We start from the raw sequence: 13,038 nt of genomic DNA, 5'->3' as shown, positions 1-13,038 counted from the left end.
ATTCGTTCAATTCATTGCCGAGCGAAACGGGATGACTTCTAAATTCCCTGAGTTGTCGATCAGGCAGGTGATTGCGCCGTGCTTTCGGGTCGAATAAATCTGAGTGCTAGCCGAAAAGACGCTTTGCAATTGGGGAATCGTCTGTTTCCTTCCGCCACTGACAATCAGGTAGTCAGGTCTGGCCCAGCGATCCAAATCAGATGTATTGGCCGTTGCGCTGCCATGATGTGGAGAAAGTAGAATATCCAGTGGCATGGCAGCATTTTCAGTCAGCAGTTTTTCCAACCCCTGACCTTCCAGATCGCCCGTGAGTAATATTTTTCGGTCCTTGCGCGAAAGCAGAATCACTAAGCTGGCCGGATTGTCTTGTTCATACTTATCTGCAAATCTGGGATGGAGAACTTCAAGTGAAGTTTGAGGACCAAAATCGAAGCGATCCCCCCTGCCAATGATTTTGATGGGAACTTGATTGCGTGCTGCGGTATTGCACAACGAAAGTGTCCCAGGCTGTTCTCGCCTGAGAAACGCCTGGGGAAATGCGAGTTCACGAACATAGTGGTTGGTGATCAATTCGGCAGCTGAATTATAGTGATCGCGATCTGCATGGGAAATGAACAGTAAATCAACTCGCCGAACCCCATGGGCCAACAATGTATTTTTGATTTTTGCATAGGTTTGTTCGACCGGAGACATTGATCCGGCATCATACAGGATCGTCTGACCATCAGGTAATTCGATTAGAATAGAAATCCCATGATTGACAGCGATAAATGTGCATTGCAAAGCGTTTGTCTCTGTTGTCAGCAGAGGGACCAACATGCCGATAATCATCCAGGCTGGAACCAGTGCGAGACGCAGCTTCTGCAGTAACCAGTTCTGGTAACGATTGAATCTTAAACTCCCAGGCCGGATCACGATAAGAATCAATGAGTAATACACCAGTAACCACCATACGGGTGGTCCTGGTAAATCAAAGTGCGCATAAGGGAGAGACGATGCAAATTCGACAATCCACAACAGAACTCGCAGGCTATAGTCAAAAATAAGGCCAAACACTCCCGCCAGAAATGGAATCCATGATCCCAGAAAGATCAGCAGGTATCCCAGCAAGAGGATCAGAAACAAAAAGGGAAAGATCAGCGTGTTGACCAGAAGCCCAATCGGAGCAAGTAATTTAAAGTGATAGAGAACAAGTGGCGCCGTTACGAGCCAAATGAAAAAAGTGACCAGAAACACACTGTATAGCAAGCGAAAATAGCGAATCAAACACCATTGCAACGGCGATTGCAAGACTGGATCACTGGCGAGAATTCTCCAACGCAACGGAATCCAGTTTTGTTGAAACGGGTTTTGGAAAAAGTCCTGCTGAACGGTCCAGAGGATTGAGGCAACAGCCAGAAATGAAAGCTGCGTTCCGACATCAAACAGGTCGGTCGGATTGATAATCAAAATGAGGATCGCAGAAATACAAACCAGATTTAAAGTGGTAATTGCTCGCCAGCTGATCAACCCCAGTGTGACCAGCGCACAAAATGAAGCGGCGCGGAGGATCGGAGGACGGATTTCAATGATGGAAAGATAAAAGAGAATTGCAAACAGCAGCAGTGAAACGGCGACTGTTCTAGGTAAATTTACTAGATGACAGATACTCCAGATAAACGCGCTAAAAAAACCGATATGTAAACCTGAGATCGCCAAAAAATGGATCAAACCGGATTGACTGAATTTCTTTTGAATTCCTGAACTGAGTTTAGAACGGTCTCCCAGTAATAAAGCCATCGCAAGCGGCTGTGTGCTTTCACTTGTGTTATCTCTGATGATCTGTGCAAATGAATTATGGATCTGTTTCCGCACACTGATCCAGGAGAAAGGCGGCGTTTGGGCGATGAGATGGACTGCCTGTGAAGACTTCAAAGTCAGAATCGCATCAATTTGTTCTTTTCGAAAATGCTGACGAAAGTCAAAATCATGCGGGTTATCTTTGGGTGAGAACAGCTTTAGTTTTCCACATACATCAATGGTATCACCGACTGAGAATAAATGGGGCTGATTTTGTTGCAGTGAATTCACTTGATCATAAATGGTAACAAAGATTTTTCCGGTGACAGGAATGGTTGCCGTTCCTGTATCGAGTTCCCTGCAGTCAAGAATCAAATTCGTCTGTTGTGCTGGCTGCTTCGGATTAAACTGCTCCTCGTCGGCAGGCGTCTTGATCTGTGGCTCTTTGCAGATCACTCCCGTCACGCGAATAAGACGGGTATTGTCTTCTGAATGTCCCGAAGTTTTTAAGAGGCGGGTGATATAATTGGGAGTATGACAGAACCAGAATTCATGGTGCCGCATGCCTCCCAGGCATATAGTCAAAAGCAACAGAAAGACCGCCGCAATGGAATACTTTCGCGATCGATAACTGACGGCCCAGCCAACAGAGAGGATGAAACCAAAGAGGAGCCAATGGACCAGTTCCCAGGCAAACCAGAAATCAACTAAGATCCCCAGGGAAAAACAGATCAGCACACTGAGTGCGGGAGAACGTTCTATTTTGTTCTGAGCCGGATCCTGACCCAGTGCCTGTGCAGAAATCTGAGAGAAGGATTTGCTCATGGATCAGACCATTCAGTTCTATCCAGGTATCAAGGATCCTGGGGTAAATTCAGGTCGACTTGATTGTGCATTGTGTAGAGGCGAAAGCGTTTTCCGTCGGGAATTAATAACCCACTGGATTGATTGGCTTCGGGTTTTGTCAGAGGATTGCCGGTATATTTTTTCCAATGTAGCAGGTCTTTGGATGCAGCGATATTTGTTGTCCACAAAGAGGGTTTTTGCGCTGCAGCGGTCCCATGAAAGATCATGTAATAGGTTCCCTGGTATTTAATGATCTGATTCATGGCGATCATCTTCTGGTCATACGGCTGGGGCCCCGGCTTCATAATGGGCTGATCATGATTCAAATTAGTCCAGACTTTGAGATCGGGAGACCTTGCCAGCCAGATCCCGGCATCGCGCCGTTCATAGAAGAGATACCACTGGTCCTCTTCAAACCAGACAACAGGTGTGCCATACGGACCTTCAGGTATCGGAGTCCCATTTGACAAGCGAACATCCAAGGGGCCCACGCGTTTCCAGTTAACGGCATCATGCGAAATAAGATGCTGGGCGATATCATTTTTTCCTTCGGCGAACATGTGATAGGTGCCCTCATGTTTGAGAACCATCATGTCTTCAACCCAGTGTTTTTTGTATACCGGATTACAGGGAGAGCGGGTCCAATGAATCCCGTCGCAAGACCAGGCATATCCCAGCATTTTTAGTCCTGCTCGGGTTCCATCATAGCCGGTAAACCAGAGATGGTAAAAATCACCTTCCTTGAGAATCCATCCACGTTCTCGTATTTTCACATCCCAGTGACCGGGACCTTCTGCTGTAAAGATCGGATTATTCGAATAAGGAACAAAATGCGTTAATACTTTAGGAAACGCGATTTCTTCCGCGAAAATAAAGCCGCTGGTACTCAAACAAGTCAAGGCCAGGAATAAACTGAATCGAAGTACTCTCATAACAGGACTCGCAACAATGCCATTCATTTTTTTCCAATCACCAGGTTTAGATCGTTTCCTCTCCCATCTCACAGAAGTTTCGCTATTATACGCAAATCACTTTCAAAATTACAAAGTGAGACAAATGAAATTTAAATACTCAGAAACGATCCAGGTGATTTGAAATTGAATTCAGAAGGAACTCTTATGACAGACACCGCGACTTTACTCGATATCAATGGTTTAAAAACCTATTTTCACACAGGCCGTGGCCTAGTGAAAGCAGTTGAGGATTTGACGGTCAAAATCGAAAAAGGGAAAACTCTGGGACTGGTGGGGGAATCCGGCTCAGGAAAGTCTGTCACTTCGCTATCGATTATGAAGCTGTTGCCTGAGACCGCTGCCAAGATTGATGCAGGCTCAATATCGTTTCTGGGAAAAGATCTGGTGAAATTATCAGATCCGGAAATGCGGAATATTCGCGGCCGTGATATCAGCATGATTTTCCAGGAACCCGGGACATCACTAAACCCTGTGTTTCGCGTTGGGAAACAGGTGATGGAAACCATTATGCTGCACCAGAAGGTCACTGCGGCTGAAGCAAAGCAACGTACCATTGAACTGTTTCACGAAGTCGGGATTCTGGATCCGGAACGCCGATTTTCGAGTTATCCGCATGAGATGTCGGGGGGACAGAAACAACGGGTGATGATTGCCATGGCATTAAGTTGCAACCCTGAATTACTCATTGCTGATGAGCCCACAACGGCACTGGATGTTACGATTCAGGCACAAATCCTGAATCTGCTTCGGAAGTTGCGTGATGAACGGGGAATGTCCGTTTTATTTATCACCCATGATTTAAGTGTGATTGCGGAAATTGCAGATGATGTCGCAGTCATGTTCCGTGGCAAATTAGTGGAATACAAGCCTGTGCTTGACATATTCGAAAACCCGGAGCATCCCTACACAAAAGGCTTATTGGCCTGTCGACCGGCTTTAGATACGACTTTTAAGCGTCTGCCAACCGTTTCTGATTTCATGGATTTTGAAGAAACAGAGACAGGCGAGTATCTCATCGAGGAAAAGGAATTTGATAAAAGTCAGTTCAATGACTTGACCTCACATGGACGCCAAAGGTTGTTGCATCCCCTTTCCGAGTTGAAAACAATGGGTTACCAGGCGGCTGATGTCAAAGCGCTTCCCGAATCTCAACTGGTCAAAGAAGGGGAGGCCCCCATTTTGAGTCTCGACCAGCTTCAGGTTTATTATCCGATCAAAAGTGGAATTCTTCGTAGAACTGTAGATCACGTGAAGGCCGTTGATGGGATTTCATTAAATATTTATCGTGGTCAGACACTGGGACTCGTAGGGGAATCTGGTTGCGGAAAAACAACAACCGGTAAGGCAATCGTCGGTCTCGCCCCTGTCACGGATGGGAAAATTCTCTTTGAGGGAAACGATCTGGCCCATATGAGCCGGGGAGGCCGAAAACCATTTCGACGTAAGGTCCAGATTATTTTTCAGGACCCTTACAGTTCATTGAATCCTCGCATGATGGTCTCCACCATTATTACCGAATCGATGATCGCGCATAATTTAGGCGCATCCAAACAGGATCGACGCGACCGGGCAGCCTCTCTATTGGAAGAAGTCGGGTTGCCCGTTGAGTACCTGGACCGCTATCCCCACGAGTTTTCAGGAGGGCAGCGTCAAAGAATCTCAATTGCTCGCGCTTTAGCGGTCGAACCGGAATTTATCATTTGCGATGAATCTGTCTCAGCCCTGGATGTCTCAGTACAGGCTCAAGTCTTAAATTTACTCAAAGATTTGCAGGAACAGTATAACCTGACATACATTTTTATCAGCCACGATTTGAGCGTTGTCAAATTTATGTCTGACATGATGGCGGTGATGAATCAGGGAAAACTGGTGGAACTCGGACCGTCAGAAATGATCTATCAGAATCCCCAACAGGGGTATACAAGAAAGTTGATCGAATCCATTCCCACTGATGACTTGATGCAAATCAAGAAGAGGGTTAATGATAGGAAAAAACAGGCATTTAAAGCGTAAACAAGGGGTAATATGTAGATTTGTCAATATGATCCAAGACCTGATTTTCTGCTTTCCGTACAGTAGACCAGTGAAATTGCCATTGCTAACCTTTCCTTCACAGTCTACGGGACCGGTAAAGTTTATGCCGGTGAAATATTTTACCATCCTATACGGAAAGATTAGGAAAAGATGATGACAATAAAACCATCATGGAGAGTCGTTTTAGCAAGTCTGTTTTGTCTGATGCTCATTCAGCCTGCTTCTTCAGAAGAAGCCCCTAAAGAAGCAGCAAAACCAAAAGCGGGTGAGCATGATTGGCTGATCAAGCACCCTACTATTCTGAAATTGTTGAAGCTGCACAATCAAGAACGAGCCAGAAACGGATTACCAGCGCTGACATTGAACACCAAGATGTGTTTGAAAGCGCAAGAGCACGCAAAATGGATGGCACAAACCGGCTACTACCAGCACAGCAACCTGCCTTGGCCTGAGATCATCTTCCAAGGCCCCACATCGGCAGCTGCTGCCGTCAATGGCTGGATAGCTTCTCCCGCCCACCATTCGATTATGCTCACAGGAACACAGGCTGGCTTTGGCTACATGGTCCTGAATGGTCAATACTACTGGGTCGGTGTCTTTCAATAAGATGAGCCAGGTAGAGCTGACACTTGAGCGCAGAACTGCCAAGTGATTATGATAAGGCTGATTTTGGTTGATGTTAAGTCTAAACGCAACTTGCGTTTAAAACCAAAATCAGCCTTGTTCTATTTGGCTTAGTCTGCCACAATCTAGCCTGAGGCGTTCGAATAATTAAATTTTGTTTTATGCAAAGTAAGCCGCTTCGTCCTCCGGTGAATTTTCCGACTTTTCAATGGAGTTAATTGAAGGAATATCCATGAATTTAGTTCCCCGCCTGAATCTATTGCTTTTGATCATTTTGCTCACGTTCTCTCTCACAGGATGTCCTGGACCATCACCTTCAACCGATATGACCGAAGAGTCATCAGAAAATTCAAACACGGCATCAAAAGAAGATGCTCCTCCAGAACCTCTCTTAGAGCCATTTGATGCTCCCAGCTTAGTCGACCTGGATGCTGAGGTTGAATGGGAAGAACAGCCTGTCCTGGATAGTTTGGAGCTACTACGGGAACGTCAGAGCAAAGAAAAGCCATTGGTTAGTGTGGAGGAAGCGTTAAAGCTGAAAAATACCAATCAGGAGATCAACGAAAAGATTCTAAGTGCTCTCGGCCGACTTCCTGAAAATGCTGAAGAAGTCGATTGGAATGCGACCATTAATCGGCATGTGGGTGCTGACTTGAAGAGCACCAACCCAATCATGGGTAGTTCTGCTGTCGAGTTTGAGGTGTCCTCTCTCACCGGATTCGGCCTCTTCAGTTTCGATTGGAACTTTAGACCTTTTGCAGTTTCCGACACCGTGGTCTCCTGGCAGACCAGTAAAGACATGTTATACGACAAAGTCGTTCTCCGAGATGATTTGACCTGGTCAGATGGCACTCCCATCACTGCACACGACATTGTGTTTACTTTCAAGACGATCATGAACCCCAGAGTTCCTGTTCCTGCAGTTCGCTCTGGTACCGACCAACTCAAATGGATTCAGGCCTATGATGATCAGACTCTGGTCTTTTTCCATAAAGAAGCGCTCCCGACAAACGTCTGGAACCTGAACTTTCCCATTATCCCCAAGCACATTTATGAGAAAGAACTGGAAACGGATCCAACTCTGCAAGATAGCCAATACCACGTAAAATATGAAAATGAACCTGTTACCGGCGGGCCTTATGAAATTGAAAAACGAGTCCGTGGGCAGGAAATCATTTTAAAGCGTCGAGAAAGCTGGTACATGCAGGATGGAAAAGAAGTTCGTACTCGGCCCTATTTTGAGCGTGTCCGACTCAGAATTATTCAGGACCCCAATACTGCATTGCTCGCATTAAAAAAGGGGGAAATCGATGAAATGGCGCTCAACCCTGAACTCTGGAAAACCCAAACCGAAAACGAAGACTTTTATAAAACCTGCACAAAGGCGAATGGCCTGGAATGGGTTTACTTTTATTTTGGCTGGAACTGTGAAACCTTATTCTTTAAAGATAAAAAAGTGCGTCAGGCAATGACTTATGCATTTAATCATAAAGAAATGCTGAATGAACTCTGCTATGGATTGTACCAGCCATGTACCGGCATTTATCACGAAACGGCCTGGATGGCTCCCAAACCAATGACCAAACCGTTTCAACAGAATTTAAACAAGGCAGAAGATCTGCTGGACGAAGCAGGCTGGATCGATCATGACGGAGATGGCATTCGAGACAAGGAATTCGATGGGAAAATGATTCCATTCCGGTTTACGATCATGACTGCAAACAGGCCTTTATCCCTTTCTATCTGTACGTTACTCAAAGAAAACCTGGACCAGATTGGGATTATCTGTGAAGTCAAACCAACCGAGTTTACGGTGATGCAGGATAAGGCACGTAATCATCAGTTTCAGGCAATGTTTGGTGGATGGGGGACAGGAACGGACCCTGATACCTCAATCAATTTATGGAAAACAGACGCTCCTCGAAATTATGGTCAATATTCCAATCCAGAAATTGACAAACTGTTTGAAGAAGGGCGACGTGAATTCGATAAAGACAAACGGGCAAAAATTTATGGCAAAATCCATGAGATTCTGTATGAAGATCAGCCCTATACCTGGCTTTATTTCCGTAATTCATTCTATGGATTTAACAAGGATTTGAGAGGTTATGTCTTCAGTCCTCGTGGCCCTTATGGCTATGGACCAGGATTTGGAAGTCTCTGGAAGCCTGTCAGTAAATAGCCTGATAATGCTCTTTTCAAATTGCGTTGTCAGTCGCTACGATTTTTGTTGATTCTGTTAATGGATTGATTGAAAAGCATGTTCAGCTATCTTGTGCGTAGGCTCTTCATCGGCCTGATTACTCTTATTCTGATTACGTTCATTATTTTTGGACTGATCCGTAACATGCCTGGGTCGCCTATTTCGACCCAGATGGCCATGGTGGATCCGGGAAAAGAATTAAATCCGGCTGATATAGAACGCATGAGGAAAGCTTACGGACTTAATAAGCCATGGCCGCAGGCATATGCCCTCTGGGTTGGAAATGTTTTTCGACTCGATTTCGGTCGGTCTATCTCACGAAAACAGCCCGTCTCCCGTCTCATTCATGAGCGCATGGGCCCGACTCTGATTTTATCGATAAGTTCTCTGTTTCTGACCTATCTCCTGGCAATTCCGATCGGCTTATATTCGTCAGCAAGGCAAGGGAAACTGGATGAACGGACGGTCGGAACGATTCTCTACATGCTGTATTCATTTCCGAGTTTCGTGGCGGCTCTGTTCCTGCAGATCTATTTAGCGAACAAATTGGGATGGCTGCCCTTATATGGAATGAAAAGCGATGGTTATTCATCCATGACCGGCGCGCAGCAAACCTGGGATATATTCAAACATGCGCTGATGCCGGTGATCTGTTACACCTATGGCAGTCTGGCTTATTATAGTCGCTTCATTCGCGCGAATATGCATGAAGTTCTGAGACAAGACTATATCCGCACAGCACGCGCAAAAGGTCTGGGGCCGATTAACGTGTTAGTCAAACATGCATTTCGCAATACGTTCATTCCACTGGTCACGTTAATTGGTTTGACTCTGCCATCTCTGTTGGGCGGTTCTGTGATCATCGAACGAATTTTCAGCTGGCCGGGAATGGGGCAGCTTTATTTCGAGTCAATTCTGGAACGAGACTATCCCACGATCATGGGCTTGACGCTGATGTTTTCCATTTTGACGTTAGCAGGCCAGTTGCTAGCGGATATCTTCTATGCGATGGCAGACCCGCGCGTGAAGATTGCAGACCATTAACAAGAGATTATGAAGTTATCATTTATCCTACTTGTCGCATTCCTTTTGAATCATAATAACTATGCAAGAGCAATCTGAAGAAAAGACAACCTCTTCTAAAGAGCGGAAGGCTGTGGCAAAGTCCCCCAGTTTCTGGGCTGAAACCTGGCAACGTTTTAAGGGCCGCAAAATGGCAATGCTGGCTCTGATCTATATTGGGTTCCTGGGAATTGTCGCGGTCTTTGCTCCTGCGATTGCCGGTACGAAACCCATTATATGCAAATACAAAGGACACATCTATTTTCCAGCCATGGGCTATTTTCGACGCGAATGGGAAAACCCGATCTTCTATAAAGATCGATTTCGAAATCGCTTTCCTGAAAATCTCAAGAAGAAAGACCCTCACAGCTGGGCGATCTGGCCTTTAGTCTATCAAGACCCCTATCGCCGTGTTTATGACAATGAATGGAAGGGACTGCCAGGCAATCCCACTCAGGATAACGGCGCTCCCAGTCTGCGAAACTGGTTTGGGACCGACCAACGTGGCGTCGACGTATTTGCGCAAATGGTGCATGGAACCACGATCGCCTTACTCGTCGGTTTTGTCTCGATGGGGATTGCGGGTGTCATTGGGATCATTGTCGGTGCATTAGCTGGATTTTATGGCAAATGGATTGATATGGCACTCAGTCGTCTGATTGAAGTCGTAATGTGTATTCCCACTTTGATTTTAATTCTCGCCATCATCGCCATTATTGATTCCCCCACCATTTGGCACATGATGGCGATTATCGGCTGTACTGGCTGGACGGGGATTGCCCGTCTGGCCCGCGCCGAATTCATGAAGCTTCGAGAAAGTGATTTTGTTCTAGCTGCCAAAACAACAGGCGTAGGTCAGTTCCGAATTATTTTCCGCTATATACTGCCAAACTCACTAGCACCCGTATTGGTTCCCATTACATTTGGAATTGCTGCCGCTATTTTGATTGAAAGCGGTCTGAGTTTCCTGGGGTTTGGTGCCCCCCCTCCCAATCCTAGTTGGGGGACTTTACTCAACCTGGGGCGACAAAACTTACAGATGTGGTGGTTGATCGTCTTTCCGGGAATGGCAATCTTCCTGGCAGTGCTGGCCTATAATCTGATTGGTGAAGGACTTCAGGAAGCCTCTGATCCTCGCTTACGTGATGCTTGAACAATCACAATTCAATTTTGTGTTTGTTCATCTTTCAGTAAAACAGATTCGAGAGTCGTCAATTTTTGTTGAATTTCATCTGTGACGCGCGGTTCTAGAGTGTGATCTCCGTACCGGACCTGGTAATAGAGTTCTGTAAACTGGTCTGGATAATCGGTGATCTGTGCATCAGTCAGTTCGGTCCGTAAGTCGGTTTTGACGTGATCTGAAAACTCTTTCTGCGTTTCTGAACAACCACGAACAAGCCCTTTCTTCTCAAGCAATGCTTGAAACTTCGCATAGAAGGCAATATTCGCAGAGCGCAATGCCCCAGATTGATCTGTTTCTTTATTGAACAGGAACCGGAACAGCTTGATGCTTATTTTCAATAACCATTTCAGACCAAAAAACAAACCGGCGAGAATAAAGACGGCTGCGCCTCCCTCCCAGCTAAACCAACGGCGGGGGGAAGAGAGAAAGCTTTTGACCGTTTTCATGGCAGCGGCAATGGTAGCGCGAATATCCAAAAGCTGTTTTCCCAGTTTTTTTCCGGCTCTGATAATCGGGTCATAAAAAGCACGCTTTTGACGTTGATAGGAAACCCCAATCACATAATCGTTCCAGAATTGGGTCAGCATTTTGCTGGCTCCTCGCCAACTACCCAATGAAGCGGCATTCTTTGCGACAAGTTCTGCCCGCTGTAAAGCGGGAGTCGCATCCATCGTTTCCCAACGATCATCCAGATAGGCCTCGATCCACGAATGGGCATGACGTTGCTGAACTTCGAATTGATTTGATAAATACTTTGGTTCGCCCCCTTTGAATCCAGTAATAACACGCGTAGGAACTCCAATGGCCCTTAACATTAATGCCAGAGCCGACGCATAGTATTCACAGTGTCCTGACTTACGATTGAAAAGAAAGTCTTCAACCGGATCAATCGTGGGATCTTCAATCGACATATTTAAAGTGTAACTAAATTCGCCAGAATCGCGTAAATGTGATTCGATAAATCTGGCTTTTTCAGTGTCCGTTTTCAATTCCGGGTGAGCTGCAATTAAATCTTTGGAATATTGGATGAGTCGTTTAAGATCTCTGCTCGGCAATCTTAAATAAAGCCCCTCACGATACAACTTCGCCAGCTCACTATTTTCGTCAGGATTCTTCGCCGTAAATATATTGTATTTTGTGTTCCCCTCTTTTCCCGGGAATTGTTTTTGACGTACTTCATCGGTTTCCGGATTCAGATAGTCTTTACTGTCACTGAGCATATCCATAGCGACAAGAGGTTGCATCATAAACAAGACCCGTGTCCCTATCGGTTCCAGTATAATTTCCTGCCGATAAAGTTCTTTTATATCAAGCTCATCCGATCTGGTAGGCCGATATTCAGAAGCCCTCAGTCGTTGTCTTCGCGCTTTACTCCAACTTCCATTTTGATACTCTGAGAGCACCGTACCGCGGAAGAGAGGTTCGTCTAAGCCATACCTTTCAACAAATTCTGTGATTGTAACAGGCTCGTTTGTTTCATTATCATAGATCGCCAATTCCAGCACACGCTCAGAACTCTCGAGAATCTCTCCCATTTCGCCGAGTTGTACTTTTTCAGTGAAACCCACCAGTGGTTTATTGCCCCCTTCAAGCGTTTCATTATTGAAAAAAGACCGATTTGCCCATAAACGGGGAATCAGCAAGAAGAAACACATTGAAATTAATAGAGCTGAAATCGAGCAGCCGATCGTCGCCCAGAAAAATTCCGCGGTAAGCCAGCGTCGGCTTTGGTCTGATTGCACTCCCCCTTGAACCTGACTGGGTTGCTGAAATGGCGAAACTGTAGTCTGCTCTACGCTCAGAGTGGGAAGGCCGACCGTCGCATCTTGCTGAAAAAAAGCGTTTCGTGTTCTGTAAAGCGAGAATACGGAAAGCGTCCAAATGGCTAAAAACAGATAGATGACAAGCAAAGTACCATAATAACCCGATTCAGTGAGGACCGCCCCGACGGCGATCTGCAGAAATCCCAATGCACAGAGCCACCAATATTGGGTATCGCTTTTCTTCTGTAAAAGAATGATCCAGGTGAGATAAACTAAAAAATGGGCACCGGCAAGCAAACGTCCTTCGATATTCGAGAAAAATTCTGCACAGACAATCAGAATCGCCAGCAGACCAAAAATGTTCGCCCAGAGAGGACTGAGACTGAATTTCTCCCAGCGATCTGTAAAGAACAGCGTCAGCAACCCCAGGGGAATTGTCAACAATTGTGGGAAGATGCCCCCTTCGGCCATCATAAACATGATGCTGGATAAAGTGACAAGCAGATAGATACTAACTTGAAATGTGAGAGTTAAATTCACAAGAGTTACTCAGCTAATAGAATTTATAAG

At 45.7% G+C, this 13,038-nt stretch carries 8 protein-coding genes; 5 read left to right on the top strand and 3 right to left on the bottom strand.

Going from position 1 to position 13,038, the window contains the following annotated elements; translation table 11 throughout:
- Positions 1–6: 6 nt before the first annotated feature.
- Together Pan241w_RS14485 and Pan241w_RS14480 are read right to left on the bottom strand one after the other, a co-directional pair.
- Positions 7–2,604, bottom strand: coding sequence for a ComEC/Rec2 family competence protein (locus Pan241w_RS14485; protein ID WP_145216989.1), 2,598 nt, complete (start codon positions 2,602–2,604; stop codon positions 7–9).
- Between the two features lie 29 nt (positions 2,605–2,633).
- Positions 2,634–3,557, bottom strand: coding sequence for a glycoside hydrolase family protein (locus tag Pan241w_RS14480; RefSeq protein ID WP_145216986.1), 924 nt, complete (start codon positions 3,555–3,557; stop codon positions 2,634–2,636).
- A 186-nt stretch (positions 3,558–3,743) separates the two neighbouring features.
- Here Pan241w_RS14480 and Pan241w_RS14475 point away from each other — a divergent pair, with 186 nt between their 5' ends.
- The 5 genes from Pan241w_RS14475 to Pan241w_RS14455 all read left to right on the top strand — a co-directional run bounded on the left by Pan241w_RS14475 (position 3,744) and on the right by Pan241w_RS14455 (position 10,675).
- The gene (locus Pan241w_RS14475; RefSeq protein WP_145216983.1) at positions 3,744–5,612 is read left to right on the top strand and encodes an ABC transporter ATP-binding protein; all 1,869 of its coding nucleotides are present in this window, start codon (positions 3,744–3,746) and stop codon (positions 5,610–5,612) included.
- Positions 5,613–5,783: 171 nt separating this feature from the next.
- Complete coding sequence (locus Pan241w_RS14470; RefSeq protein WP_145216980.1) at positions 5,784–6,239, top strand: CAP domain-containing protein; 456 nt, start codon at positions 5,784–5,786, stop codon at positions 6,237–6,239.
- A gap of 250 nt (positions 6,240–6,489) precedes the next feature.
- Complete coding sequence (locus tag Pan241w_RS14465) at positions 6,490–8,439, top strand: peptide-binding protein (RefSeq protein WP_145216977.1); 1,950 nt, start codon at positions 6,490–6,492, stop codon at positions 8,437–8,439.
- A gap of 78 nt (positions 8,440–8,517) precedes the next feature.
- Positions 8,518–9,504: an ABC transporter permease gene (locus tag Pan241w_RS14460; RefSeq protein ID WP_145216974.1), complete on the top strand. Its 987-nt coding sequence runs from the start codon at positions 8,518–8,520 to the stop codon at positions 9,502–9,504.
- Between the two features lie 112 nt (positions 9,505–9,616).
- The gene (locus Pan241w_RS14455) at positions 9,617–10,675 is read left to right on the top strand and encodes an ABC transporter permease (protein WP_232107457.1); all 1,059 of its coding nucleotides are present in this window, start codon (positions 9,617–9,619) and stop codon (positions 10,673–10,675) included.
- 11 nt (positions 10,676–10,686) lie between these two features.
- On the opposite strand, the gene Pan241w_RS14450 is transcribed toward Pan241w_RS14455, so the two are convergent.
- A complete protein-coding gene (locus Pan241w_RS14450; protein ID WP_145216968.1) occupies positions 10,687–13,008 on the bottom strand; it encodes a transglutaminase TgpA family protein in 2,322 nt (773 codons plus the stop codon).
- Between the last annotated feature and the right edge of the window lie 30 nt (positions 13,009–13,038).

Source organism: Gimesia alba (assembly GCF_007744675.1).
In the GTDB taxonomy this organism is placed as follows: Bacteria; Planctomycetota; Planctomycetia; order Planctomycetales; family Planctomycetaceae; genus Gimesia; species Gimesia alba.
Note: the sequence above shows the minus strand (reverse complement) of the source record. Positions and strands in the feature narration are given on the sequence as shown.